At 45.0% G+C, this 24,641-nt stretch carries 31 protein-coding genes; 29 read left to right on the top strand and 2 right to left on the bottom strand.

Translation table 11 applies throughout. The features are described 5' to 3' along the window. The first annotated feature begins 147 nt into the window (after positions 1-147). The 7 genes from D6855_RS03765 (at position 148) to D6855_RS03735 (ending at position 12,096) form a co-directional block, all read left to right on the top strand. The gene (locus D6855_RS03765; protein ID WP_120738224.1) at positions 148-2,670 is read left to right on the top strand and encodes a DUF342 domain-containing protein; all 2,523 of its coding nucleotides are present in this window, start codon (positions 148-150) and stop codon (positions 2,668-2,670) included. 142 nt (positions 2,671-2,812) lie between these two features. Next, entirely contained in the window at positions 2,813-4,201 is a 1,389-nt protein-coding gene (gene argH, locus D6855_RS03760; protein ID WP_120738222.1) for an argininosuccinate lyase, read from the top strand. A 38-nt stretch (positions 4,202-4,239) separates the two neighbouring features. Then, the gene (gene asd / locus D6855_RS03755) at positions 4,240-5,325 is read left to right on the top strand and encodes an aspartate-semialdehyde dehydrogenase (RefSeq protein ID WP_120738220.1); all 1,086 of its coding nucleotides are present in this window, start codon (positions 4,240-4,242) and stop codon (positions 5,323-5,325) included. A 19-nt stretch (positions 5,326-5,344) separates the two neighbouring features. Then, entirely contained in the window at positions 5,345-6,721 is a 1,377-nt protein-coding gene (locus D6855_RS03750; RefSeq protein ID WP_120738218.1) for an ATP-binding protein, read from the top strand. After that, a complete protein-coding gene (locus D6855_RS03745) occupies positions 6,714-10,211 on the top strand; it encodes a type IA DNA topoisomerase (RefSeq protein WP_120738216.1) in 3,498 nt (1,165 codons plus the stop codon). Before D6855_RS03750 ends, D6855_RS03745 begins: the two co-directional genes overlap by 8 nt. A gap of 148 nt (positions 10,212-10,359) precedes the next feature. Beyond that, positions 10,360-11,052, top strand: a complete 693-nt coding sequence (locus tag D6855_RS03740) for an iron-sulfur cluster assembly scaffold protein (protein WP_120738214.1) — start codon at positions 10,360-10,362, stop codon at positions 11,050-11,052. A 24-nt stretch (positions 11,053-11,076) separates the two neighbouring features. After that, positions 11,077-12,096, top strand: coding sequence for a GGGtGRT protein (locus tag D6855_RS03735; protein ID WP_120738212.1), 1,020 nt, complete (start codon positions 11,077-11,079; stop codon positions 12,094-12,096). A 151-nt stretch (positions 12,097-12,247) separates the two neighbouring features. Here D6855_RS03735 and D6855_RS03730 read toward each other — a convergent pair whose 3' ends face one another. Next, complete coding sequence (locus D6855_RS03730; protein ID WP_120738210.1) at positions 12,248-13,303, bottom strand: tyrosine-type recombinase/integrase; 1,056 nt, start codon at positions 13,301-13,303, stop codon at positions 12,248-12,250. A gap of 304 nt (positions 13,304-13,607) precedes the next feature. Beyond that, complete coding sequence (locus D6855_RS03725; RefSeq protein WP_120738208.1) at positions 13,608-13,970, bottom strand: helix-turn-helix domain-containing protein; 363 nt, start codon at positions 13,968-13,970, stop codon at positions 13,608-13,610. 207 nt (positions 13,971-14,177) lie between these two features. Here D6855_RS03725 and D6855_RS03720 point away from each other — a divergent pair, with 207 nt between their 5' ends. The 22 genes from D6855_RS03720 (at position 14,178) to D6855_RS03625 (ending at position 24,411) form a co-directional block, all read left to right on the top strand. Next, the gene (locus D6855_RS03720; protein ID WP_120738206.1) at positions 14,178-14,936 is read left to right on the top strand and encodes a hypothetical protein; all 759 of its coding nucleotides are present in this window, start codon (positions 14,178-14,180) and stop codon (positions 14,934-14,936) included. A 22-nt stretch (positions 14,937-14,958) separates the two neighbouring features. Then, positions 14,959-15,240 (top strand): hypothetical protein, encoded by a 282-nt coding sequence (locus D6855_RS03715; RefSeq protein ID WP_120738204.1) that lies wholly within the window; start codon positions 14,959-14,961, stop codon positions 15,238-15,240. A 17-nt stretch (positions 15,241-15,257) separates the two neighbouring features. After that, on the top strand, positions 15,258-15,461 hold the full coding sequence (locus tag D6855_RS03710) for a hypothetical protein (RefSeq protein ID WP_120738202.1): 204 nt from the start codon (positions 15,258-15,260) through the stop codon (positions 15,459-15,461). Next, positions 15,448-15,660: a helix-turn-helix domain-containing protein gene (locus D6855_RS03705; RefSeq protein ID WP_120738200.1), complete on the top strand. Its 213-nt coding sequence runs from the start codon at positions 15,448-15,450 to the stop codon at positions 15,658-15,660. The genes D6855_RS03710 and D6855_RS03705 overlap by 14 nt, the downstream gene beginning before the upstream one ends. Further along, entirely contained in the window at positions 15,657-15,995 is a 339-nt protein-coding gene (locus tag D6855_RS03700) for a hypothetical protein (protein ID WP_120738198.1), read from the top strand. The genes D6855_RS03705 and D6855_RS03700 overlap by 4 nt, the downstream gene beginning before the upstream one ends. After that, positions 15,985-16,542 (top strand): hypothetical protein, encoded by a 558-nt coding sequence (locus tag D6855_RS03695; RefSeq protein WP_120738196.1) that lies wholly within the window; start codon positions 15,985-15,987, stop codon positions 16,540-16,542. Before D6855_RS03700 ends, D6855_RS03695 begins: the two co-directional genes overlap by 11 nt. A 141-nt stretch (positions 16,543-16,683) precedes the next feature. Next, positions 16,684-17,049, top strand: coding sequence for a hypothetical protein (locus tag D6855_RS03690; RefSeq protein ID WP_120738194.1), 366 nt, complete (start codon positions 16,684-16,686; stop codon positions 17,047-17,049). Between the two features lie 34 nt (positions 17,050-17,083). Continuing rightward, the gene (locus D6855_RS03685; protein WP_120738192.1) at positions 17,084-17,467 is read left to right on the top strand and encodes a hypothetical protein; all 384 of its coding nucleotides are present in this window, start codon (positions 17,084-17,086) and stop codon (positions 17,465-17,467) included. Positions 17,468-17,470: 3 nt separating this feature from the next. Continuing rightward, positions 17,471-17,785, top strand: a complete 315-nt coding sequence (locus D6855_RS03680) for a hypothetical protein (protein ID WP_120738190.1) — start codon at positions 17,471-17,473, stop codon at positions 17,783-17,785. Positions 17,786-17,805: 20 nt separating this feature from the next. Further along, positions 17,806-18,450 (top strand): DNA-methyltransferase, encoded by a 645-nt coding sequence (locus tag D6855_RS03675; protein ID WP_120738187.1) that lies wholly within the window; start codon positions 17,806-17,808, stop codon positions 18,448-18,450. A gap of 24 nt (positions 18,451-18,474) precedes the next feature. Continuing rightward, a complete protein-coding gene (locus D6855_RS17160; RefSeq protein WP_120738186.1) occupies positions 18,475-18,840 on the top strand; it encodes a DUF7768 domain-containing protein in 366 nt (121 codons plus the stop codon). Continuing rightward, on the top strand, positions 18,841-19,212 hold the full coding sequence (locus D6855_RS03665) for a hypothetical protein (RefSeq protein ID WP_120738184.1): 372 nt from the start codon (positions 18,841-18,843) through the stop codon (positions 19,210-19,212). Between the two features lie 4 nt (positions 19,213-19,216). Next, positions 19,217-19,834: a single-stranded DNA-binding protein gene (locus D6855_RS03660; RefSeq protein WP_120738182.1), complete on the top strand. Its 618-nt coding sequence runs from the start codon at positions 19,217-19,219 to the stop codon at positions 19,832-19,834. Then, positions 19,813-20,892: a glycosyltransferase gene (locus D6855_RS03655; RefSeq protein WP_120738180.1), complete on the top strand. Its 1,080-nt coding sequence runs from the start codon at positions 19,813-19,815 to the stop codon at positions 20,890-20,892. The genes D6855_RS03660 and D6855_RS03655 overlap by 22 nt, the downstream gene beginning before the upstream one ends. Positions 20,893-20,983: 91 nt before the next feature. Continuing rightward, on the top strand, positions 20,984-21,742 hold the full coding sequence (locus tag D6855_RS03650; protein WP_120738178.1) for a rolling circle replication-associated protein: 759 nt from the start codon (positions 20,984-20,986) through the stop codon (positions 21,740-21,742). Positions 21,743-21,757: 15 nt separating this feature from the next. Beyond that, positions 21,758-22,408: a lytic transglycosylase domain-containing protein gene (locus tag D6855_RS03645; protein ID WP_120738176.1), complete on the top strand. Its 651-nt coding sequence runs from the start codon at positions 21,758-21,760 to the stop codon at positions 22,406-22,408. Beyond that, on the top strand, positions 22,405-22,545 hold the full coding sequence (locus tag D6855_RS16670) for a hypothetical protein (protein WP_158589457.1): 141 nt from the start codon (positions 22,405-22,407) through the stop codon (positions 22,543-22,545). Before D6855_RS03645 ends, D6855_RS16670 begins: the two co-directional genes overlap by 4 nt. An 85-nt stretch (positions 22,546-22,630) precedes the next feature. After that, a complete protein-coding gene (locus tag D6855_RS03640) occupies positions 22,631-23,020 on the top strand; it encodes a VRR-NUC domain-containing protein (RefSeq protein ID WP_120738174.1) in 390 nt (129 codons plus the stop codon). Further along, entirely contained in the window at positions 23,017-23,163 is a 147-nt protein-coding gene (locus D6855_RS16665) for a hypothetical protein (RefSeq protein WP_158589456.1), read from the top strand. The genes D6855_RS03640 and D6855_RS16665 overlap by 4 nt, the downstream gene beginning before the upstream one ends. After that, positions 23,156-23,563, top strand: coding sequence for a single-stranded DNA-binding protein (locus D6855_RS03635; RefSeq protein WP_120738172.1), 408 nt, complete (start codon positions 23,156-23,158; stop codon positions 23,561-23,563). The genes D6855_RS16665 and D6855_RS03635 overlap by 8 nt, the downstream gene beginning before the upstream one ends. A 13-nt stretch (positions 23,564-23,576) precedes the next feature. Further along, complete coding sequence (locus D6855_RS03630; RefSeq protein WP_120738170.1) at positions 23,577-24,041, top strand: hypothetical protein; 465 nt, start codon at positions 23,577-23,579, stop codon at positions 24,039-24,041. An 85-nt stretch (positions 24,042-24,126) separates the two neighbouring features. After that, positions 24,127-24,411, top strand: a complete 285-nt coding sequence (locus D6855_RS03625) for an HNH endonuclease (RefSeq protein WP_120738168.1) — start codon at positions 24,127-24,129, stop codon at positions 24,409-24,411. Positions 24,412-24,641: the final 230 nt, after the last annotated feature.

The raw sequence follows: 24,641 nt of genomic DNA, 5'->3' as shown, positions 1-24,641 counted from the left end.
TTTTCGATAATCCGTATAAACACATATTACATAGCATTCATTAAAACTATATAAAAACTGTTCTGTTTTATTGTTTATTTATTGACGGAATAGAAAAACGATTCCTATAATGAATATAAGACTAATATAGCTTCATTGTGGGGTACTATGGCAACTAACGAGACTAACATGCTAAATAGTGGAAGTACATATTCAGGTCTGGATTCCTTTGGCGACAACACCTATGAAAGAGAGCTGGAGCTGTGCAGACAGTTTGGCGCAGATGTTGAAAAGCTTAAAGCCCTAAAGTTTAACAGCTTGCAGCTTGCAGAGATCAGAAAAGGAATCGCAGATAAAGTTGATGTGTCCAAATATATGGACCCTTCTTTATCATGGTCAGCTATGGAGGAGATCCGCCTTGAGATGTACTCGGGCATCGATATGTCCAGTTATCGCAAGCAGGGCTTTGATGTTCTGCAGCTGGCCCAGATCAGACAGGGAATTGCAGCAGGCATCGACGTGTCAGTCTATGCCAAGAAGGAGTACTTCGCAGATCAGATGAGAGAGCTTCGCCTTGGGCTTAGCAAAGAAGGTGGAGTACCTATTGTTTTCTATCAGGATCCTGCCTTTGACTCCATGCAGATGCGTGAGATCAGGAAAGGCCTTGAAAATGGCCTTGATATTTCCATGTATGCTCATCCTCATGTTCCATTCCTTAAGATGAGGGTTGTAAGGCTTGCTGCCCAGGATGGTCTTAAATTCGATAAAGCTGTTTTTGAAAGATACAATGCCAACATCTTAGATCAGATGCACAAGGCATTTCTTGATAAGATTGACATCAACAAATACGTCCGTGAAAGATTTGATGATGAGCAGCTTGAACAGGTAAGACTTGCCATCAAGGAAGGACTTCCTATTGATGACTATATTACCGGTGATATGCGAGGAGACGCCATAAAAGAGATCCGTCTTGGTCTTGAGAATGGTGTAGACGTTAAACAGTATGCAGATGTTGCATATGGATGGCAACAGATGTATGAGATGAGAATGGGCCTTGAGCACCAGATAGATATCACTCCTTACAGGAAGCCTTTATACCAGGCTGACCAGATGAGGGAGATAAGGCTTGGTATTGAAGCAAGCCTTGATATCAGCAAGTATTCAACCATGATGTATACCGCCAGAGACATGCGCCGTATAAGGCGTAAACTGGAGTCTGGCGCATACGATATCGAGAAGTCCATAGCGGCAGAAAATGGTGCTGCTGCAGGCTATACACCAACAGAAGATACAAGTGAAATAGATGCTTTCGTCAAGGAGATGATCCTTCATAAGGAGACATATCTTGCCTATGAAGAGAACAACATGAAGTGCTTTCTGTCCCTTCCTGATCGTCTTGATGGCAAGAAGTACACTGAGGAGATAATCCTTAAGTTCCTTGAAAAAGCTAATATCATTTACGGAGTTGACAAGGAAGCGGTAAAGAGGATCGGTTCTGCAGGAAGATCTGTTATAAGAGAGCTTGTGGCTTCAGGAAAACCAGTTGTGAACGGGGCTAATGGTCATTATACCTTCTACTTTAACACTGAGATCACTGAAGAACCTGAGCTTCTTAAGGATGGAACCGTTAACCTTGATAATATTGAATACATCCAGTCTGTAAAGGTTGGAGATAAGATTGCTGAGTACCACAGAGCCTCTAAGGGCGTTGATGGATATGACGTCTTTGGAACCTTTTTAAAGGCTATGCCTGGAAAAGAGATACCTATTCTCAAAGGTACCGGCTTTATGATCCTTAATGACAGAGTCAGCTACGTGGCTACTTATTCTGGAGCCATCAGAATGGTAGACGGAAAAGTGGAGATAACAAAGCTCCTTGTTACTGAGGAAGTTAAGATCACAGATAAGGCCATTAAATACGACGGAACAGTATACGTAAAGGGAGATGTCTTTTCCGGAAGCGTCATAGATGCAACTGGAGATGTAATAATCGGAGGACATCTTGAGAGCTCTGACGTCAATGCTGGCGGAAATGTGGTCATCAAAGGCGGAGTTACATGTCCTATAAGAGGAAGCATCTATGCAGGCGGAGATATTACAGCCAAGTACTTTGAGGGTGCTACCATTGTTGGAAAAGATATTGTTGCTAACTACTTTATCAACTGCAAGGTTGAATCCAAGGGTATGGTCAAGACTTTGGGAAGAGCCGGAATGATCTATGGCGGAACCATCAACAGCCTCTTTGGAATAGAAGCAGCTTCAGTTGGAAACAAGGCAGGAGCCAAGACTATCATCAATATCGGCGTTAACTCCAATGTTCTTTCCAGGTACAACCAGACTAAGAAGAACATCAGCAGAGAGACAGAACAGCTTGAGACCCTCAACAAGGAGAAGGAAAGACTCAAAGAGGTTGGAGGCGGTGACAGACAGCTCATGCAGTGGAAGGTTAAGATCAATGCTGCAGTTGCCACTAAGGAGACCAGGATAAAAGAGCTTGAGAAGGAACTTCTTTCTCTGGAAGTGGAGATAGGAAAGGGCAACAGTGCTGAGGCTGTCATCACAGAAACAGCTTATGCCAACGCTATCTTTGTGATAGCAGGTATCATCTACAAGTTTGACACCGACAGAAAGACCTATGACAAGATGATCATCAAGGCTGACGGAGCAAGGGAAAACATCGTAATTATATAAACCAATAGTAAAAATGTACTGTCAGAGTTTACTCTGGCAGTATTTTTTGTGAAAAAATGCAGTTGTGCTAAAATTATTTGTATGTTAAGTTTTTATTATATTTTTTTTGACTTTACCACTATGCAGTAATGGAGAATACAGTATGGCACAGCTATGGGGCGGACGATTTACTGGAAGTATCAATGAACTGGCATGGAATTTCAATGCCTCTATTTCTTTTGACCAGAGGTTTTTAGAGGTTGATGTAAGAGGTAGTAAGGCCCATGCGACAATGCTTGCCAAGCAGGGCATTATCTCTGAGCAGGAAAAAGAAGACATCATTAAAGGACTGGATAGCATCTTTTCCGATGTCAAAGATGGTAAGCTTGTAATAACTGATAAATACGAAGATATTCACAGCTTCCTCGAAGCTAATCTCATAGAGAGGATTGGGGATGCTGGCAAGAAGGTTCACACTGGCAGGAGCAGGAATGACCAGGTGGCTCTTGATATGAGGCTCTATGCAAGAGACGAAGTTGAACAGATGGCAGCTCTTTTGCAGGACCTCTTAAAGACTATCAGCCAGATCATGAAGGACAACCTTGGCACCTACATGCCAGGCTTTACACACCTTCAGAAGGCTCAGCCCGTTACTCTGGCACATCATTTCGGTGCTTACTTTGAGATGTTTAAAAGAGATCTCCTTCGCATGAAGGATATCTATAACAGGATGAATTATTGTCCACTTGGAGCTGGAGCTCTTGCAGGAACCACATATCCCCTGGACAGGGAATATACAGCTCAGCTTCTTGATTTTTACGGACCTACACTTAACAGCATGGACTCTGTCTCAGACAGGGACTATCTGATAGAGTATATGTCAGCTCTTTCTACCATAATGATGCACCTCTCAAGGCTTTCAGAGGAGATCATTATCTGGAACAGCAATGAATACAGGTTTGTGGAGATCGATGATGCTTATTCAACCGGTAGCAGCATCATGCCACAGAAAAAGAACCCTGACATTGCGGAGCTTGTTCGTGGCAAGACAGGAAGAGTCTACGGAGATCTGATGTCTCTTTTGACCACAATGAAGGGAATTCCCCTTGCATACAATAAGGATATGCAGGAGGACAAGGAAGCGGCCTTTGATGCAATGGATACAGTCAAGAACTGTGTGACATTGTTTACCGATATGCTTAGTACTCTGAAATTCAATAAGGACAACATGGAAAAGAGTGCCATGAGAGGCTTTACCAATGCCACAGATGCGGCAGATTACCTGGTAGTTAAGGGTATGCCATTTAGAGATGCCCACTCTGTCATTGGAAGGCTTGTGCTTTACTGCATTGACAAAAACTGTGCGATAGACGAGCTGCCTCTTTCTGAGCTCAAGACTTTTTCGGAGCTGTTCGATGAAGATATTTTTGATGCCATCAGCTTAAAGACCTGCGTTGAAAAGAGACTTACTGTTGGCGCACCAAGTAGCGACGCCATGAAGCAGGTGCTTGCAGCAGGTGATGATTTCCTTAGTTCATTCAAATTAAAATAATAATACATATTCAATAATATTTAGGAGGAGTAACTATTATGAGCGACAAATTAAAGGTAGCAGTTCTTGGCGGAACAGGTATGGTTGGACAGAGGTTCATCTCTATTATTGAGAACCACCCATGGTTTGAGGTAACAACAATTGCAGCAAGCCCACGTTCTGCTGGACAGACTTACGAGGAGTCAGTTGGCAAGAGATGGAAGATGGAAAATCCTATGCCAGAGTCTGTTAAGAACATTGTTATCAAGGACGTTACAGACGTTAAGGCTGTTTCAGAGGACGTAGATTTCGTTCTCTCAGCTGTAAATATGTCCAAGGATGAGATCAAGGCCATTGAGGAAGAGTATGCTAAGACAGAGACTCCAGTTGTATCAAACAACTCAGCTCACAGATGGACACCAGATGTTCCTATGATCATCCCTGAGATCAACCCTGAGCACATGGATGTTATTGAATATCAGAAAAAGAGACTTGGCACAACAAACGGCTTTATCGCTGTTAAGCCAAACTGCTCAATCCAGAGCTATACTCCAGCTCTTACTGCATGGAAGGAGTTTGAGCCATACGAGATGGTTGCTACAACTTACCAGGCTATTTCAGGAGCAGGCAAGAACTTTGAAGAGTGGCCAGAGATGGTAGGAAACGTTATTCCTTTCATTTCAGGAGAGGAAGAGAAGTCAGAAAAAGAGCCCCTTCGAATCTGGGGTAAGGTTGAGAACGGCGTTATCGTTCCTGCTGATGATGTTAAGATCACATGTCAGTGCATTAGAATTCCTGTTCTTTATGGTCACACGGCAGCTGCATTTGTCAAGTTCAAAAAGAACCCAACCAAGGAGCAGCTTATCGAAAAGCTCGAGACCTTCTCCGGACTTCCACAGAAGCTTCAGCTCCCTAGCGCACCTAAGCAGTTTATCCAGTACATGCAGGATGACAACAGACCTCAGGTTACTCTTGATGTTAACTACGAGGGTGGTATGGGTGTAAGCATCGGAAGACTTCGTGAGGATACAATCTACGACTGGAAGTTTGTTGGTCTTTCTCACAATACTCTTCGTGGCGCAGCAGGCGGCGCTGTAGAGTGCGCAGAGCTTCTTAAGGCTAGCGGATATATCAATAAAAAATAATTTATAGATGTGAGAAGCTATGGAAGAGCTTAGAAAAATCGACTTAACTTTTTTAAACAGATATTACGAGAGTGGACGCTCCAATATTCTTGTGGTCTATGGACACAGGAATGTGGAGCAGGACTCTTTGCTTTTTAAGTTTATTGAGAACAGACGAAATGTCTTTTACACAGCCAGGAGTGTCTCCGAAAGGGAGCAGATCCGTCTGTGGTCAAAAGAGCTTATGGAGGCGGGGAACAAGACTGGTGAAGACCTGACTTATACAGATATCTTCAATACCAGCATTGGTACAAATGCCAGACACCCCGTTATTTTTGTTGTCAAAAACTTTGAGTACATCATAAAAAACTCCGATTCCTTTATGAAGGAGCTGGTGAATTTTATTGAGCAGAACGGCAAGTTCAGACAGATACTGGTACTTCTTGTAAGTAGCGACGTATCCTGGGTTGAGAACAGCATGGTGGCAACACTTGGGTCTCTTTCTGCTAATATCGCAGGATTCCGCAAGATCAAGCCCCTGCCATTTTCTGAGATGAGAAGCTACTTTAAGAACATGCCATACAGAGACGCTGTTCTTACCTATTCAGTTCTTGGCGGACAGACAATGCTTTGGAGATACTTTGACGAGAACCTCTCCTTCAAAGAGAACGTCTGCAAGAACATCTTAGATCCCGGATCATTCCTTTATGGAGAGGCATTAAGGCTCACAGAATACAGCCTTAGAGAGACATCAGTTTATCATACGATCCTGTCAGAGATGGCATCAGGTGTGAGCAAACTCAATGACCTCTATCATGCAACAGGATTTTCCAGAGCTAAGATCTCCGTATATCTAAAGACACTTATCCATCATGACTTTGCCTACAAGGCATACTCTTTTGGCAACGCTGGAAGAGAGAATGTCATGAAGGGAGTATATAAGATAGCTGACCCTTTGATCTACTTCTATTTCAAGTTTATCTTCCCAAATGAGAGCAGTCTTCTTATGATGCCGGCAGATAAGTTTTATGATATATTTATATCTGCAGGAATTCAAAATTATGCTAATGAGTTCTTCAAGGGCATCTGCCGTGAGTATGTCTTCAGGCTCGAGGAGAGGGGACTTCTTCCATTCGAGATAGGAGATGAGGGAGAATGGATCGGCAAAGAGGGCAACATTGATATCATTGCCCAGAGTGACATGGGAGATACCGCAATTGGTATCTGCGCATGGCAGAGACAGATCACCCACGAGGACCTTATTAAGCTTGAGGACTGCGCGAAAAAAGCAAGACTTGAGGGAGATCTGATCTATCTCTTTTCAACTGCAGGATTCGATGAGTGGCTGGTGGATGCATCCCTTAAGCCAGGATCGAAGCTGAGGCTGATTGGAATAGATGAATTAACAAATGGCTGATAGCAAAAAGCTTATTATAACTGAGAAACCTTCGGTTGCAAGAGACTTTGCCAGAGTGCTTAATGTCTCTGGCAACCAGAAGGGTTACATAGAAAATGACCAGTATGTGATTTCATGGTGTGTTGGACACCTTGTCCAGATGCTCTATCCAGAGGCATACGACGAGAGGTACAGCAAGTGGCGTATAGAAGATTTGCCATTTCTGCCAGCTAATTACAAATACGGCGTAATTGAAAAATCTAAAGATCAATACAAGATCGTCAATGAACTTCTTCACCGAGAGGACATCGATACTGTCTACTGGGCAGGTGACTCGGGAAAAGAGGGACAGACCATCGAGGAAAACATCAGAAATTATGGTGGAGTCCGTGATGGCATGACGGAGCTCAGAGTCTGGATTGACTCTCAGACCGATGAAGAGATCAGAAGGGGAATTGCTGAGGCAAAACCCATGTCTGACTATGCTCTTCTTGGCGAGTCCGGAATCATGCGTGCCATTGAGGACTACAGTCTAGGTATCAATTTTTCCAGAGCGTTATCAATTAAATATGGCAAGCTCTTAAACGACGCAGCAGCTACCAAGAGCTACACAGCTATTGCTGTTGGACGAGTAATGACCTGTGTTCTTGGCATGGTCGTAAGGCGCGAGCGTGAGATAAGAGATTTTGTTGAGACCCCATTCTATAGGATTGTGGGTTCATTTTCTGATGCTAAGATCCTGGCAGAGTGGAAAGCCGTTGAGGGATCTAAGTTTTTTGAGTCACCTCTTTTATACAAGGAGAATGGGTTCAGCAAGCAGGATGATGCGCAGGCACTTATAGACAGTCTTACAGGAAAAGAGGCTGTCATCGACAGCATCGAATCAGGCAAGACTTCCAAGAAAGCTCCTATGCTCTTTAACCTGGCGGAGCTTCAGGGAGAGTGCTCCAAGCGTTTTAAAATAAGCCCATCACAGACCCTTGAGGTTGCCCAGGAACTCTATGAGAAGAAACTCACCACTTACCCAAGAACTGATGCCAGAGTTCTCACGACAGCTGTGGCAAAAGAGATAACCAAGAATGTAAGGGGATTATCGGGCATAAACGAAGTCTCCAGGTTTGTAGATAACGTGCTTAAAAATGGCATGTACAAAGGAATTGAGAAGTCATCTTATACAGATGATTCCAAGGTTACAGATCACTATGCAATTATCCCGACAGGGCAGACTGCGGCTTTAGGGTCACTTTCTCCACTGGCAAGAGATGTGTATCTGCTTATTGTGAAGAGATTCCTTTCTATCTTTTATCCTCCAGCTCAGTACAAGACAGCCAAGATTCAGGTTCTTGTGGACGGAGAAAGATTTTTTGCTTCTTCAAAAGTGCTGGTTTCTCCAGGATACCTGGAGGTGGCAGGACTTCCTTCAGACAACAAGGTAGAAGCTGGCGCTGAGGGAGGGTCATCATCAGAAGGCAACGATGAGGAAGATGTTGGAATCTCAAAAGAGGACTTCATTAAGTTTGTAGATAGCGCCAAAAAGGGCGATGTTGTAACAGTTAATGAGTATCAGATCAAGGAAGGCAAGACATCGCCTCCTAAGAGATATACTTCTGGTACCCTTATCCTTGCCATGGAGAATGCAGGTAATCTCATAGAGGATGAAGAGCTTCGTGCCCAGATCAAGAAGAGCGGAATTGGAACAGCCGCTACCAGGTCAGGTATTATCGATAAGCTCATTACCAATAAATACCTTAATGTCAACAAGTCTCAGGTTATCACCCCTGGTAATCTTGGGGAGATGATCTATGAGGTAGTTAATCTCTCAATACCTACACTTCTTAACCCGGAGATGACTGCCAGCTGGGAGAAGGGGCTTGAGGGAATTTATAACGGTTCCGTTGACTCTGGAGAGTACCGCAAGAAACTGGAAGACTATATAAGACGTGAGACCAACAAGATGATAGGTGCAGATCTCACGGCTTCCATAGCTTCCAATATCAGTCAGTTTGCTGGAAAAGATGCCAAGGGACCAGCAGGTCGCAGACCAATCGGTGTAAAGTGTCCTGCCTGCGGCGGTGAGATGACCACCACATCCTTTGGTTATGGCTGCAGCAACTACTTCAACGATCAGGTAAAGTGTGGATTTTCCGTTGGAGAGATAGCAGGTAAGAGGCTCTCTGAAGAAGAGGTTAAGCAGCTGATAACAGAAGGCAAGACCGGAGTTATCGAAGGCTTTACCAGTAAAAACAAGAAGAAGTTTAAGGCTATTCTTGTTCTTACCAAAGATGAGAATGGTAAACATACTATAGGCTTTGACTTTGACGGCGTTCCTGATGAATATATTGAGGGCATTGCATGCCCTGTATGCGGCGGCAAGATGGTCAGGACCGGATATGGGGTGGCCTGCGAAAACCGAGGCAAAGAAGAGAATGGCTGCTACTTCAACATAGGCGAAGTTGCGGGCAAAAAGCTGGATGATGAGACCATCAGGACTCTTATAACAAATGGGACAACTGATGTAATAAGGGGCTTTAAGTCCAAATCAAAGACAAGCTTTGACGCAAAGCTTGTCCTTAAAAGGAACGAAGAAGGCAAGACAGAAGTAGGCTTTGACTTTGAAGGAATTGAACCAGAGTACCTGGAAGATGTGGTTTGCCCAGACTGCGGTGGCAGGATAATCAAACTCTCAGCAGGTATTTGCTGTGAGAACAACAAAAAGGATGACCCAGAGTCTTGCAGGTTCTTTATTGGAAAGGTGGCCCAGAAACAGCTTTCTGAAGCAAATGTAGTGCAGCTTCTTAAAGAAGGTAAGACTGGAACTATCAGAGGTTTCAAAAATAAGGACAAGAAGTCCTTTGATGCATGCCTTGTTCTTAAAAAGAATGAAGAGGGCAAGAGCGATATTACCTTTGATTTTGAGAACGTAGAGGCCAAGGTTGTTAAGGGTGTTTTATGTCCTGTCTGCGGCGGCGAGATAGTTAAGACCAGCTTTGGCTATGGCTGCAAGAACTACAATAGAGAAGATCCTGAGCACAGCTGCAAGTTCAATATAGGTCAGATCGCTGGTAAGAAGCTTAATGACAGTCAGGTAAAGGAACTTCTTACGATGGAGGTTACCCAGCCAATCTCTGGATTTAAGTCCAAGGCAGGAAAGCCTTTCGAAGCAAAACTGGCACTTTCTAAGGATGATGCTGGAAAGGTTACTGGCATCAGGTTCGTCTTCGAAAATGAGGAAGAGGCCCTTGAAGGAGTCAAGTGTCCTAAGTGTGGCAAGCCAGTTATCAAAAATCACTGGGGTTATAAGTGCGAGGGCAACCAGAAAGACGTGGAAGGCAGCTGCGACTTCTTTATTGGCAAGGTGGCTGGCCTTGAACTACCAAAGGAGGCTGTGATCAAGCTTCTTACTGACAAGGTAACAGACAAGATTTCTGGTTTCACCAGCAAGTCAGGAAACAGCTTTGATGCTATGCTCGCCTTTGATGAACAATACAGGGTAGTATTTAAGTTTGATTGATAAAACCGCTAAAAAATCCGTTAAAAATATATCATTGCCATTGAAATAAGCGCAATTGTATGCGAAAATAGGTATTGTCACGGGCTATGCCCGATGCTTATTGTGAGTAAGTAGAGTTTTACTTTACAATACGAAAGGAGATTTTCACATGATTTACTCAACAGAGGTAAAAAATATGTGTCCCGTAACACAAGGGGTACATCATGGCGCTGCTCCCATTCCTGAAGAGGCTAAATGGGTAAAGTCCAAAGAGGTAAAGGACATTTCCGGCTATACACATGGTATCGGCTGGTGTGCTCCTCAGCAGGGTGGATGTAAGCTTTCACTCAACGTTAAGGAAGGTATCATCCAGGAGGCTCTCGTAGAGACTATCGGATGTTCAGGAATGACTCATTCAGCAGCTATGGCAGCTGAGATCCTTCCAGGACTTACAGTTCTTGAAGCTCTTAACACAGACCTTGTTTGTGATGCTATCAATACTGCTATGAGAGAGCTCTTCCTTCAGATCGTTTATGGACGTACACAGTCTGCATTCTCAGAGGGCGGACTTCAGATTGGTGCAGGTCTTGAGGATCTTGGTAAGGGATCACGTTCAATGGTTGGTACAACCTACGGAACACTTGACAAGGGACCTCGTTATCTTGAGCTTACTGATGGTTACATCACAGATATCGCTCTTGATGAGAACGATGAGATCATTGGATATAAGTATGTAAACTTCGGCAAGATGATGGACTTCATCAAGGCCGGCGACGATGCTAACACAGCATTTGACAAGGCTAAGGGTCAGTATGGCCGTGTAGCTGATGCTGCTAGATGCATCGATCCTAGAAAACAGTGATAAGGTGAGAAGGAGGAAATAATAATGGCTTTATTTGAATCATATGAAAGAAGAGAGCCCCAGATCCTGGCTTGCCTTAAGCAGTACGGAATCTCTTCTATCGAAGAATGTAAAGATATTACAATGGCAGCTGGTATTGATGTTTACAGCCTTATCGAAGGCATTCAGCCAATCTGCTTTGAGAACGCTAAGTGGGCTTACACAGTAGGTGCTGCTATCGCGATCAAGAAGGGCTGCAGAAAGGCTGCTGATGCAGCTGCAGCTATCGGTGAGGGACTTCAGGCTTTCTGTATTCCTGGATCTGTTGCTGATACACGTAAGGTAGGTCTTGGCCATGGTAACCTTGGTAAGATGCTTCTTGAAGAGGATACAGAGTGCTTCGCATTCCTTGCTGGCCACGAGTCATTCGCAGCTGCTGAGGGTGCTATTGGTATCGCAGAGAAGGCTAACAAGGTTCGTCAGAAACCTCTTAGAGTTATTCTTAATGGTCTCGGCAAAGATGCTGCTCAGATCATTTCACGTATCAACGGATTCACATTTGTTGAGACAGAGTACGATCCTTATACAAACACTGTTAAGGAAGTTTCAAGAAAGTGCTACTCCAAGGATGCAAATTCACCTCGTGCAAAGGTTAACTGCTACGGCGCTAACGATGTTTGCGAAGGTGTTGCTATCATGTGGAAGGAGAACGTTGACGTATCTATCACAGGTAACTCAACCAATCCTACAAGATTCCAGCATCCAGTTGCTGGTACATACAAGAAGGAGCGTAACGAGGCTGGCAAGAAGTACTTCTCAGTTGCTTCAGGCGGCGGTACAGGACGTACACTTCACCCAGATAACATGGCAGCTGGCCCAGCTTCCTATGGTATGACAGATACAATGGGACGTATGCACTCAGATGCTCAGTTCGCTGGTTCTTCATCAGTTCCTGCACACGTTGAGATGATGGGTCTTATCGGCGCTGGTAACAACCCTATGGTTGGTATGACTGTTTCAACAGCCGTTTCAATCGAAGAGGCTGCTAAGGCTGGCAAGTTTTAAGAAATGCCGTAAATATGAGACTTTGGAAAAATTAAAAACAATGTGAGTTAGTACAAAATAGTACGGGTAACTAACACGTAACTAACAAGTAACTAACAGACGTAACTAACAAAAGAGCTAACCAGTATAGCAGCTGGCTAGCTCTTTTTTCTTACTTTATTTTCTCTATTTCCTGCTTAAGCTCGTCTAGTGTTCTATGCGTGTATACCTTTTCTGTTACGTCGTCTATAGCGTGCCCTACGATAAGTTTAAGTATGTACTCGTCTACGTCGCACTCTTTAGCCTTAGTTATGAACGTGTGGCGGGTATCGTGGGGCGTATGAGACATTTTAAAGCGTTTCATAATCTTACGAAAGCGCCCGCGCCACTTATCGTACGTAAGCTCTTTACCAGTCTGGCTGCTTTCATCATAAAAAAGAGTATCACAGCCAGCGGCAGCAGCTTTGTTATAGCAGCTTTCGACCAGATCATAAACGCGGCTATGTATCGGTACAACCCTATTGCGCCCTGCGTCTGTTTTTAAGCCGCCTACTATAGTGCGCTCTTTTAAGTCTACGTCGCTTAGCTTTAGTATAGCTAGCTCTTGTGGACGAAAGCCGCTATATATTCCTATAAGCAGCATGTCTACAAACGGGTAAGCCAGATTACTAAACAGCGTTTCTATTTCATTATCAGTAAACGGCACGCGCTTAATAACCTTTTCGCCCTTTTTAACGCTATTGCACAGCGCCGCGTAGTCTTTGTCGCATATTTCGTGCTTAAGAGCGTATTTATACATGAGATTATATAGACTTTTCATACGCTGCTTAGTGGGCTGCCCTGCTGCAGCGTCTTTTATTGTTTGCTCTAAGTGGTTTACGCGTATGTCTCTAAAGCGCATGTCGTGCAGCGGGGCGCTATGGTTATACGCGCTTATCCATGTACGGCGGGCACTGGGTACTATAAGCTCGAAGTGCTCTTTAGCCCACTTTTCGTACACTTCTTTAAAGGTAATAGTATTTACTTGTATGTCGTAGGGGTTTGCGTTGAAGTCTGCCAGCGCTTGTAGTGCAGCAGCTTTAGTAGGATAATAGCCGACTGTTACGAAATGCTGCTTAGCTTTGCCGCTATCATCAATAGACCAGCCCGTAGTTTTACGAGCTATATAAGGGTTACGACGTTTACCAGATAACTTATACACAGAGCCGTAGCCGTTTGGTAGTTTCATATAATCACGCTTTCGTATGTAAAATGTGGATATTTAAGCCCTAAAGTGCATAAAAAGGGGATAGAGTGACTAAAAAGGGCTTAAATATATGCTGTACCGTTTATGTACGTTTTAGGGCAATAAGTTTTAATAACCTAAAGCTAATCTTTAAGAAAGTGAGGTAGCAGCATGGATAACAAGGAACTTAAGCAGCAGATCATAGACGCGCTGGACGGACTAAACGACCAGCAGGCGCTTAAAATCATACTGCAGTTTATCTTAGGCATAAAAGACAAGCTAATAAGGTAAAAAATAAGCGGCGCTATTACGTGCCGCTTTTAATTTTGTCTACAAAGTCTTTTACTAGCTGCCACTGCTGCGGGCTAAGCTGCCCTAGTGCTAAGAAAGTCTTTTTAATGAACTCGTCGCCGTCTGTAAATACTGCACCTAACAGCTTAGCTAGCTGCTCGTCGTCGGAAACTTTAACGAACATGTCGCCGCTGCCAGTCTCTAAGTATTCTTTATTAACGTTAAATTCCCTGCAGATACCTATAAGCATTTGAGGGGTAACGTTATTTACGCCGCTTTCTATCCTAGAAATAGTAGCACGAGTAACACCAAGACGCGCGCCGAAACTTTCCATAGACATACCTAGCGCTATTCTTATTGCTTTTACTCTTTCTTTCATAATTCCGCTTTCCTTAATAAGTATATATGCCTTTTGATACCTAGATTATAAAGCGTAAAGTTACTAAACGCAACATATTTATAAATAATATGTTGACACGCGTACGTAAAGTAACTATACTGTTACATATAGAAACACCGCGACACTATATTTAGTGCCTACGGAAACGAGAAAACACAATTTAACTTACGAAAGAGAGGTAACAACATGACAGAGTACAGAACATTAGAGGCACAGCAGGACGCAGTAAAGGTTATTACGGGCTGCATAGACGCAGTGAACAGCGAGAAAGAGTTACCGTACAAGCTGGGCACATTAACAGTAAGCTACATTACTAAGTTTTTAGCAGAATATAGAAAACTAATCGAAAAGGACATAAAGAAAGCAGAAAAGGACGCAGAGGCAGCAGGCGACGCAGAAACAGTTATTAAAATATGGGCGGCTAACAAAGAGAACGGCTACAGAGCATACCCGCCAGAGTTTGAAGTAATGTTTTGGAACGTGGCAGGCGAGGCGTTAAGAATACCAGACGGAAAGCCTAACCATGAATACCAAACTAAGTTTGGTTTCGACACTTTCGAGCAGGCAGCCTTATTTATTGAAAGCGTAAACGTACCAGACGCAGTACAAGTAAGCATTAACGACGAGTGCTACGACGTTTACCCAGCAGAGCTACAAGTAAAGGGCAACAAAATGCAAGAGCGCAGCCGCTTAGACTTTGACGACGTACGCAGCTTTTGTATAAGCAAAAACCTTTACACACGCGGTACTAACGAGGAATACACACGACTTGCTAATATGCTTTTCTACTGGCAGGAAACAGGGCAAGACATAGACACAGCTAAGCTGCAGATAGTAGCGCAGAATATCTTAGACCACAGCGACACAGAGTACGAACTAGAAAGCCTTATGTTTTCACTTAAACGCGAGGCAGTTATTACTAGCTACTGCGTAGCAGAGCATTAAAAGCATAGAGGGGGCAGCGTGTATGGAAAATTATAGAACTTTAGAAGATATACAGGCATATAGCGCAGGCTATGCAGCAGCAGTAGCAGACATGGTAGAAAGAGACGCAAAGCGCAGAAAGCGGCAAAGGGCAGCAGCCCAGCGCCGCAAGTACTTTTTAATACAGCGCAGCGTAGGGCTTGTGCTGGTAGCAGCAAACGTACTAGCCGCTTACGTACTAGACGGCGACATAACGGCGGCAGTATTCCTAGTACCGTTAGGCATTTACTTAATGCTTACCAAAGAGCAAGTACTAGACATTTAATACGAGGTTAAAAGGAAATGAGAAAAAAGCAGAACGTAGACCAGATCATAGAAGAGGCTAAAGAGCGAAACTTTTTAGAGAATAACCCACAGTACACAGAGTTTAAAGACCTTGCGGCAGAGGTAGCACAGCTGCCAAAAGAGCAGCAGACAAAAGTAGCGCTTTTTGCGCAGGGCGTTATAGCTGCGACGGCAGCAGGGGTAGGAAATGCAGAGCAGTAAGAACGTAACACCAAGCGAGGCGGCAAAGATATTAGGCGTTAGCCCGCAATTTGTACGCGTAGGCTTGCAGCAGGGCGTTTTACCTATCGGCACTGCCGTTAAAATGTCTAGCCGCTGGGCTTACAACATACCAGAGGCGGCACTTAAGAACTATATAGAGTACGGCAGCAAAAGACCAGAAAGCGAGGGCGAGGCATGAACTTACAGAGCCAGTTAAGCGTTATAGATCATAGCTGCAGGGTACGCATACTAGACCAGCGCATAACTAACACTTTTGTAGTATTTGACAGCTACAAGGCACTTGCAATAGATAGCGAGGGCAAGCTAGGCGGCAACTTAGACCGCGAGTACTTAGGCTATAAAGTGCTTAAGCTGCGCATGATACCAGAAATAAACCACAAACGGGCTAAAGAGCTGGGGCTTATTGAAAGCATGCACCCAGAGGACACGCCAGCATACAGCTTTAGCGACTTAGAGCTAAGGCTTTACTACGAAATAACAATAGAGAAAGACGGGGCAACAAATGGCACTTAAGAGAGTAAGCAGCCTACATGCAAAAGGCGGGCATAATTGCTTAAAATGCGGCAGCGAGCTTACAGACTGGCAGCACGATAACGAGGTTATAGAGTGCAAGTACTGCGGGCAGCAGCATTTTGTAGACATTGCGGGCAAGAGCTTAAGCCTAACAGTAGTAGAAAGACCAGAACTACGACGCAGGCAGAGCTTTACAGCTGCAAACACGGGAGAAATTAACATAGAGGGTACTTTAGCTGCAGCAGGGCAGCAGGCGCAAGAGGACGCTAAAGACATGGAAACAATTAGCGAGCTAAAAGCAGAGATTAAAGACCTAAAGAGCCAGCTTACAGAGGCTAAGAAAGAAAAGAAAAAGGCAGACGAGCTTAACGCTGAGCTTATAAACCAGCTAGAGCAGCTGCAGGAACTACTAAACAACACACGCGACAACTTAATAGCAGGACAAAAAGAGCTATTAAAAGCTAAAAAGGACGCTTACGACTGGCAGAAAGCCGCAGACGACTTAGCGCACTTTTTAGAACAGTTAAAAGAGCAGGGCAAGTGGTAAAGGAAAGAGAGGGCAAGACATGACACCAAAGAAAAACAAAAGCACAGTAAGAGAGTACGGCATGTACATTGTAGAGAAAAAGCGCAGACTGCGCGGGGGCTGGAAACGTAAATAATACAACGACGAAAGAGAGGTAGAAACATGGCAAGTTATACAGGCTGCTGCATTTATTGCGGACAGTTAGCAAACGTGGTAGCGGGCGAGGGCTTAACTGAGGACGAAGTTAACAAGCTGGCAACGCTGCAGTGTAATTGCGACGAGGCACAGGCACTACAGAAAGTAGAGCAAAAGAAAACATACGCAGAGGCGAACATTAAAAGGCTTTTCGAGGGCGACTGCGCAGGGCTTAGACATGTGCTACTAGAAAGCACAGGCTGCTTAGCAGCACAGAACATTAAGAAAATTACAGTAACAACCGCAGACGGCGTAAGAGCAACGCTTACAGCCAAAGAAAATAGCATTAAATGCGAAAGAACGGTAACAGATAAAAAGAGCTTAGAGGACTAAGCGCCAGATCATTAACACGCGAGAGGTAACAAGTATGCAGCAGTATAAGCAGCTAACTATATGGGATATTTTAGGAAATGAAGAGCAAAACCCAAGCGCGGCGCTGCCTTGCGATAAATGCGTATTTAACAACTTTGCAAGCTGCTGCGCCTACGATACAGAGGGCAACTACTGCGTAGACGGCAACAAAATGCTTTTGAAGTCAGACGGCTGGCACTTAGTAGACGACGGGCGCGACATACCGCATAACAAAGACTGGCAGCTAGCAGAGTGTATTACTTATTACCAGCGTACAGACAAGTACAACCGCGAGAAATGGCTAGTAAAAGAAAGCACCTTTAAAAGTACATTGCAATACAAACCAAAGAACACGCCAGAGGTAGTAGCGTGGCGCTATACAAACGAAAGCGAGGGCTAAGAAATGGGCGAACTTAGAAAGACAACAGACTTAGTTTACGACATTTTGAAAGAGGACAAGGCAGCAAGAGACAGCGACAACGTACTTTACTGCAGGGTATTAGAGTATTACGGCAAGCGGCTTAACGTGGACTTTAGCAGAGTTTCAGTAATTAGCTTTTTTAGCAGCGTAAAGCGCAGCGCAATACCCAGCATAGAGACAGTAGGACGCTGCAGGCGAAAGCTGCAAGAGGAATACTACGAACTGAGGGGCAGCGACAATGTAGAGCGTGAGAGGCGGGCACGCGAAAAGGACTTTAGGAGCTATGCGAGGTATTAACACATGATAGAGCTTTTTAACTGCGACTGCGCCGAACTTTTGAGGGGGGGCAGCTACGCGACAGAAAAATAATTATTGTTACTGATCCACCTTTTAATATCGGCTACAAGTACAGGACATATAAAGACAGAAAGAAAGAGCAAGAGTACTGGCAGTGGATAGCAGGACTACTTACAGAGCTTAAAAGCCCTTATGTGGTTATACATTACCCAGAGGCGCTATACAGATTAGCAATAGAGACGGGGCAAGCGCCCAACAAAGTCTGCAGCTGGACGTACAACAGCAACAACAAACGCCAACACAGAGACGTAGCATACTTTGGCGTTACACCAGACTTTAGGCAAGTGACACAGCCATATAAAAACCCAACAGACAAAAGGGTAAAGGCGCTTATTGCGGCAGGAAAGACAGGCGCAGCTTTATACGACTGGTGGAACATAAACCAAGTAAAGAACACTAGCGCAGAGAAAACCGCACACCCTTGTCAAATGCCAGTAGAAGTTATGAAAAACATAGTAGGCATATTGCCAGAGGGGTACACGATTTTAGATTTATTCATGGGCAGCGGCACAACAGGGGTAGCGTGTAAAGAACTAGGCAGAGACTTTATAGGCTGCGAGCTAGACACAGAATACTACGAGATAGCAAAAGAGAGATTACTATAAAACTTTGGGAGAATATGGGAGCGTATGAAAACAGTATATATATGCAGCCCTTATAGGGCGACAAGTGAGGCACAGCTAGACAACCACATAGACTACGCGCAGGAGCTTACACGCACCGCGCTAGCAGCAGGACTAGCACCAATTACGCCGCACTTGTATTTAACGCAAGTTACGGACGATAGCAAGCCAGACGAAAGAGCCAGAGGCTTAGAGGCAGGCACAGCGCTATTACTAACTTGCGATTTTTGCGTTATGGGCAACCGTTACGGCATTAGCGCAGGCATGCAGGGCGAGCTACAGGCAGCAGGCGCAGCAGATATACCCGTAATTGTAATAGACGGGCAGGACGACGTAGACGTTATTAAGAACGCTATAGAGAGGTACTTATAAGTGATTAAGTGTACTGCAGATCATATAAAAATTGTATTCATTAAATTTAAAGTCGAGCTTACAGACAGGCGAAACGGCAAGAACAGCAAAGCAGAGGCAATAGAGATACTGGGCGCAGACTTTAACGTAGACGCGGCACAGAAACGCGTAGAAAAGAAATACGCAGAGCTGGGCTACGACGTTTACGACATAGAGGTAGCAGGGCAGCGCACTTTTGATACTACAGCCCTAGAGCTTTACGACAAGCTACCAGACGACGAGCTAGGCAAGCCAGTAAAAGGCATAACAGATTTAAACGGAAAGCTGCAGCGCGATAGCTGGCGAGCTGAGGCAGAAGAGGCAGCAAAAAACGAGTTACAGGGGGATATATAGACCTATGGAAACACAAAACCTTATTACGTTGTTAGGAATTGCAGAAACAGACGTAGAAGAGCGCGAAAACATCAACGGCACTAAAGTTAAGTGCTGGCATATCCTGCTTAGGACGGACAGACACAGCGGCACGCCAGATTATGAGCAGATTTACTTTACAGAGAAAACAGAGCAGGAGCTTTTACCGTTTGTTAAGGGCATGCCCGTAATGGTAATAGGAAAAATGCAGACAGCTAAGGACTTTAAAACTAACAGAGTGCTTACTTTTGTAGCTGCCGACTACATAGGCGTAGTACAGGGCGAGGGCTACGAGCTGCAGAACGACGTTAAGATAACGGGCAAGCTAGGCAAGGGCATAGAGTACCGCGTAAAGAAGAGCGGCAAGCGCATTACTAACTTAATGCTAGAAGTGCCCAGCGTATTTAGGGTTAACACTAACTGCTATATACCTTGTATTTGCTGGCAGTCACTAGCAGACAAAGCTAAAGACTGGCAAGTAGGCGACACAGTAGAACTTACAGGCAGGCTGCAGAGCCGCGACTTTATCAAAAAACAAGAGGGCGCAGAGGATATTAAGCGCACCAGCTACGAGGTATCAATATGCAATATGACAAGGCTATAACAGCACAAGTAATTATATACGCAGAACTATTAGCGCCAGTAGGCGGCATAGAGACTTTTATATATAACCTATGCTGCGCACTCCATAAAGAGTACGACATAACGGTTATATATAAGAACGGCGACGACAAGCAAGTAGAGAGACTGCAGGGCGTAGTAATGACACTGCAGTTAGGCAACGAGCTAGAGGCTAGCTGCGATTTGCTTATTATGAACAGCCTTTTTGATAAGCCGCCCGTACAGATCACAGCCAAAAAAACACTACAGCTTATACACAGCTGCAAGCTGCGCGACTTTTACGTAATACCAGAGGGGCGCGACGAGTACATAGCAGTAAGCCAGACCGCAAAGGACAGCTACGACGACGAGATAGCAGCGGCAGCAGGCGTACTGCACAATATCGGAAACAACAAAAAGCCTAGAAAGCTGCTTAAGCTCTTAAGCGCTACTAGGCTTACTGAGGAAAAGGGCGCAGACCGTATTAAAGCGCTGGCAAAGGCATTAAACGACGAGCATATACCGTTTATATGGCTGGTATTTACAGCCAACGCATTTAACGGCACGCCTAAAGGCATTGTAGTAATGCAGCCAGACTTAGAGATTAAGCCATATATTGCAGCAGCAGACTACTTAGTGCAGCTTTCGGACAACGAGAGCTACTGCTACAGCATTGTAGAGGCGTTTAGCTTAGGCACGCCAGTAATTACTACACCTATTAGCGTAGCAGACGAAATAGGCGTAGAGGACGGCGTTAACGGCTATGTAGTGCCGTTTGATATGCAGGGCATAGACGTTAAGAAGATATACGAGCAGATACCCACAGGCTTTACTTACAAGAGCGAGGACAAGGAAATATTAAAGCGCTGGCGGCAGATCATAGGCAAGCCAACGCACAAGCCCACATATAAGCCAGCAGAAAAACTGCACGTAGAGGCGACACAGGACTACTTAGACAATGCACTAGGCAAAGTAGTAGTAGCTGGCGAGCGCCACTACATGAGTATACCGAGAGCAAACAAGCTGCTAAGCATGGGCTTAGTAAAGCTAATCGAAAATTAACTACATATATATAGGAAGAAACAGGCGCGGTAAGCGCTCTTAAAACACTTGATAAAAGTATTAACTTACCGACAGGGGGATAAAAAATAATATGCCTTATGTTAAGAGAACAACCCAAGCAGGAAAGACAATAGAGGTAGAGTACTACTACACCAGCCAGTACAACCGTAAGGGGCAGTGCAGAGCCGATAAAGTAAAGCCTACGAAAGAGGCACAGAAAAAAATTAACAATAAGCAGGCAGAGAGAAAGTTAAGGCTGCTGCTTAATGCTAACTTTGGTTATGGAGACTACCACGTAATACTTGACTACATCAGACAAGAGGGTAAGCCAGATCGCACCAAAGAGGAAATGCAGACAGATATAGCTAAGTTTCTGCGTGAGCTGAGAAAGTTATACAAGAAAGCAGGCAAAGAGCTTAAGTATGTGCACGTAATGGAGATAGGCAAAAAGGGAGCACGCCACCACCACTTAGTTATAAACAAGCTAGACACTGAGCTATTGCAGCAGGCGTGGTACAAAGCATACGAGGGGCACAACCGCGTTAAGGTATTCCCGCTAGACGATACAGGCAACTACGCAGAGCTGGCGGCATATCTGATTAAGTACACCAGCGAGCACCGCAGAGACGAGGGCGCACTTATGGGCAAGCGCTACAACAGTAGCCGCAACCTAGTACACCCAGAGCCAAAGTATGAAATATGCACCACACGCGCTTACTACAGAGTGCGAGAGGATATTAAACCACCTAAAGGCTACTACATACCAGCAGACAGCATAGAGCAGGGCGTAACAAGCCCAGAGTATTACGGCTATGGCTGGTTTAGGTACACAATGGTACGGCTAGAGTAAAGAGAGGGGCTAACCATGACAAAGGCAAAAGCAAAGAGAGTTATAGCGGCGAGCATTGCAGCAGTGCTTACACTTGTGCTACTGGGCAGCTGCTTTGTGAGAGACGAGGCAGTAGAGGCAGTAGTAGAAACCGAAGAGCCAGAGCTAGAAGTTATAGAGCTGGTTATAGAGCAAGCGCCAGCAGAGGCAGCAGGCGACGAGGTAGTAGAGACGCAGTACGAGTACATACCTAGCACGCAGGCAGCAGAGGGCTACATAAGCGAGCTAGAGCTTATAGAGATTACCGAGGAATACGGCAACATGTACGGGATATGCCCAGAGATACTGCAGGCAATGGCAGAGCGTGAGAGCACGCTTTACATTATGGCTACTAACGGCGACTGCAAAGGGCTTATGCAGGTAAGCGAGCGCTGGCACGCAGACCGCATGGAGCGCTTAGGCGTTACGGACATATACGACGTAAGAGGCAACATACTTGTAGCTGCAGACTATCTGGCAGAGCTTAGAGACACTACAGACTACGGGTACGACATTATATACGTGCTTATGAGGTATAACATGGCGACAGACACAGCAAACAGGCTGTATAAAGAGGGCGCGTATACAGACTATGCGCTAGAGATCATAGAAGAGAGCAAGCGCCTAGAGAGGTTACACGGGAAATGATAACAGCATTTATTACTATTACGGCAGCAGTGTTTATAGCGCTTGTACTGGCAGCAGGCGTAGCTATCAGTAAGGCAGGCGCGCAGCAGGCAGCAGAGGACAGCGGCGCACAGTTTAAGCAGAGGCTTAGCCACTGATTTAAAAGAGGCAAGGGCTGCCATAGCTGCTGCTTAACATGCAGGCACTACGACGAGTGCAAAGAGGACGAGCAAGGGGGATAACATGAGGCACAACTACAGACTAGACACAGAGGCAGGGGCACAAGAGGCAGTATTTAGCTGGTGTGACATTATGCGGAACACTTACCCAGAGCTTAAGCTACTGCACCACATACCAAACGGCGGGCAGAGAAACAAGAGCACAGCCATAGCACTAAAGCGGCAGGGCGTAAAGGCAGGCGTACCAGACTTAATGCTACCAGTATCGAGGCTAGGCTTTCACGGGTTGTATATCGAGCTTAAGAAGAGCGACCACAGCAACAAGCCAACAAAGCTGCAGAAAGAGTGGCTAGAGGCATTACAAGAGCAGGGCTACTTTACAGCTGTATGCTACGGCTACGACGAGACAATACAGACACTAACAGACTACTTAGAAAGCGAGGTAAAACTATGAACACAACAGCAATAGCAATTACTGGCATTATCTGCTTAACGCTCTTAGCGTTTCAGATCGTGAGCGAGGCAGGCAAGACAAAGAGACGCAGGCTAGAGCTTGCAGCAGGAATTACAGAAAGCGAGGGCGCTAAGAATGAATAACGCATGCTTAGTAGGCAGACTTACTAGAGAGCCAGACGTAAGGTACACGCAAGAGGGCAAAGCAGTAGCGCGCTTTACACTGGCAGTAGACGACTACAAAGAGACAGACTTTATAAGCTGCGTCGCTTTCGATAAGCAGGCAGAGTGGTTAGAGAAGTGGGCAAGCAAAGGCACAAAGGTAGAGCTAACAGGAAAGATTAAGACGGGCAGCTATACCAACAAAGACGGCGTTAAGGTTTACTACACAGAGGTAAGAGCTAATAGCGTGGGCTTTGGAGAGAGTAAGACAGACGCAGAGAACAGAGGACAGACACAGAGCCAGCAGCCACAGACTGAGGACGACGGCAGCGGCTTTATGAACATACCAGACGGTATAGACGAGGAACTACCGTTTAAGTGATTAGGGGGCGCTTATGGAACTAACACAGGACGAGTTAACCCAGATCATAACGCAGGCAGTAGCAGCAGGCGTAAAGGAATACAAGAGACAAGAGAAAGCAGAACGCCAGCAGCGAGACAGATACACAGACACGTTTAACCTTATGAAGAGCTACAGGGCTGCACTGTTTAGTACAAAGCAAGCGCCAGCAGACGGCGGGCAGCTATTGCAGCAGGCTAAGTTAAAAGCTAACAGGCTTAAGACAGAAATAGCAGTAGAGCATATTAACGCAGCTATGCAGCAGATAGAGGCAGACAAAGCTAAGGACGGCAGGCAGCACGAGTACGAGGCGTTTAAGTTGTATTTCTTAGAGGGCAGGACATACCAGTACATAGCAGAGGCACTTAACACAGGCGAGGCTACACCGCGCCGCTGGGTAACAGCTATAGTACAAGAGCTAAGCGTTATGCTTTGGGGCATAGACGATACGATTATATAAGCAGCAGATAAAATGGCAGGCGTGATTTTTTTATGATATTTTTTGAGGCTAAGGCATTGTATACAATGTTAGTGAGTGGGAAAGTATGAAAGCATGGGCAAAAGAGTTTTACGAAAGTAGCAGCTGGCGAGAGTGCAGGGCTGCATATCTCATTAGCCAGCACAACGTATGCGAGCGCTGCGGCGACATTGCAAAGGTTGTGCACCACAAGAAATACTTAACCGCAAAGAATATTAACGACGTAAGCATAACGCTTAGCTGGGATAACCTAGAGGCGTTATGCCAAGACTGCCATAACAAAGAACACCACAACAAACCCAAGCGCTACAGCTTTGATAGTGACGGAAATATAATTCCTAGCGAAAAATAAATAATAATCAAATTATTTTTTGAAAATTATTTATTGCAAAGCCCAGCTTGACAACTCCCCCCATTAGATCACAAAGACTAAGGGGTACAGTAACCGAGGGGGGAACTCTAATTTTACTCCGCAGGCGGGCGCACGCGTAGTGTAGTAGGGGGGCGGGGGTAGAGAGGTAAGAACATGGCAAGAACGACAGCAACAAAAACGGCAGCAGCCAAAAAAGGCGCGCCAAAAAA

Origin of the sequence: Butyrivibrio sp. CB08 (genome assembly GCF_003625485.1) — a bacterium.
In the GTDB taxonomy this organism is placed as follows: domain Bacteria; phylum Bacillota; class Clostridia; order Lachnospirales; family Lachnospiraceae; genus Butyrivibrio.
This window is presented reverse-complemented; position numbering and strand designations above follow the sequence as displayed.

Excerpts from the sequence above, each read along its gene's own strand:
- D6855_RS03765 (WP_120738224.1), top strand. The coding sequence starts at position 148 with ATGGCAACTAACGAGACTAACATGCTAAATAGTGGAAGTACATATTCA.
- argH (WP_120738222.1), top strand. The coding sequence starts at position 2,813 with ATGGCACAGCTATGGGGCGGACGATTTACTGGAAGTATCAATGAACTG.
- asd (WP_120738220.1), top strand. The coding sequence starts at position 4,240 with ATGAGCGACAAATTAAAGGTAGCAGTTCTTGGCGGAACAGGTATGGTT.
- D6855_RS03750 (WP_120738218.1), top strand. The coding sequence starts at position 5,345 with ATGGAAGAGCTTAGAAAAATCGACTTAACTTTTTTAAACAGATATTAC.
- D6855_RS03745 (WP_120738216.1), top strand. The coding sequence starts at position 6,714 with ATGGCTGATAGCAAAAAGCTTATTATAACTGAGAAACCTTCGGTTGCA.
- D6855_RS03740 (WP_120738214.1), top strand. The coding sequence starts at position 10,360 with ATGATTTACTCAACAGAGGTAAAAAATATGTGTCCCGTAACACAAGGG.
- D6855_RS03735 (WP_120738212.1), top strand. The coding sequence starts at position 11,077 with ATGGCTTTATTTGAATCATATGAAAGAAGAGAGCCCCAGATCCTGGCT.
- D6855_RS03730 (WP_120738210.1), bottom strand. The coding sequence starts at position 13,303 with ATGAAACTACCAAACGGCTACGGCTCTGTGTATAAGTTATCTGGTAAA.
- D6855_RS03725 (WP_120738208.1), bottom strand. The coding sequence starts at position 13,970 with ATGAAAGAAAGAGTAAAAGCAATAAGAATAGCGCTAGGTATGTCTATG.
- D6855_RS03720 (WP_120738206.1), top strand. The coding sequence starts at position 14,178 with ATGACAGAGTACAGAACATTAGAGGCACAGCAGGACGCAGTAAAGGTT.
- D6855_RS03715 (WP_120738204.1), top strand. The coding sequence starts at position 14,959 with ATGGAAAATTATAGAACTTTAGAAGATATACAGGCATATAGCGCAGGC.
- D6855_RS03710 (WP_120738202.1), top strand. The coding sequence starts at position 15,258 with ATGAGAAAAAAGCAGAACGTAGACCAGATCATAGAAGAGGCTAAAGAG.
- D6855_RS03705 (WP_120738200.1), top strand. The coding sequence starts at position 15,448 with ATGCAGAGCAGTAAGAACGTAACACCAAGCGAGGCGGCAAAGATATTA.
- D6855_RS03700 (WP_120738198.1), top strand. The coding sequence starts at position 15,657 with ATGAACTTACAGAGCCAGTTAAGCGTTATAGATCATAGCTGCAGGGTA.
- D6855_RS03695 (WP_120738196.1), top strand. The coding sequence starts at position 15,985 with ATGGCACTTAAGAGAGTAAGCAGCCTACATGCAAAAGGCGGGCATAAT.
- D6855_RS03690 (WP_120738194.1), top strand. The coding sequence starts at position 16,684 with ATGGCAAGTTATACAGGCTGCTGCATTTATTGCGGACAGTTAGCAAAC.
- D6855_RS03685 (WP_120738192.1), top strand. The coding sequence starts at position 17,084 with ATGCAGCAGTATAAGCAGCTAACTATATGGGATATTTTAGGAAATGAA.
- D6855_RS03680 (WP_120738190.1), top strand. The coding sequence starts at position 17,471 with ATGGGCGAACTTAGAAAGACAACAGACTTAGTTTACGACATTTTGAAA.
- D6855_RS17160 (WP_120738186.1), top strand. The coding sequence starts at position 18,475 with ATGAAAACAGTATATATATGCAGCCCTTATAGGGCGACAAGTGAGGCA.
- D6855_RS03660 (WP_120738182.1), top strand. The coding sequence starts at position 19,217 with ATGGAAACACAAAACCTTATTACGTTGTTAGGAATTGCAGAAACAGAC.
- D6855_RS03655 (WP_120738180.1), top strand. The coding sequence starts at position 19,813 with ATGCAATATGACAAGGCTATAACAGCACAAGTAATTATATACGCAGAA.
- D6855_RS03650 (WP_120738178.1), top strand. The coding sequence starts at position 20,984 with ATGCCTTATGTTAAGAGAACAACCCAAGCAGGAAAGACAATAGAGGTA.
- D6855_RS03645 (WP_120738176.1), top strand. The coding sequence starts at position 21,758 with ATGACAAAGGCAAAAGCAAAGAGAGTTATAGCGGCGAGCATTGCAGCA.
- D6855_RS16670 (WP_158589457.1), top strand. The coding sequence starts at position 22,405 with ATGATAACAGCATTTATTACTATTACGGCAGCAGTGTTTATAGCGCTT.
- D6855_RS03640 (WP_120738174.1), top strand. The coding sequence starts at position 22,631 with ATGAGGCACAACTACAGACTAGACACAGAGGCAGGGGCACAAGAGGCA.
- D6855_RS16665 (WP_158589456.1), top strand. The coding sequence starts at position 23,017 with ATGAACACAACAGCAATAGCAATTACTGGCATTATCTGCTTAACGCTC.
- D6855_RS03635 (WP_120738172.1), top strand. The coding sequence starts at position 23,156 with ATGAATAACGCATGCTTAGTAGGCAGACTTACTAGAGAGCCAGACGTA.
- D6855_RS03630 (WP_120738170.1), top strand. The coding sequence starts at position 23,577 with ATGGAACTAACACAGGACGAGTTAACCCAGATCATAACGCAGGCAGTA.
- D6855_RS03625 (WP_120738168.1), top strand. The coding sequence starts at position 24,127 with ATGAAAGCATGGGCAAAAGAGTTTTACGAAAGTAGCAGCTGGCGAGAG.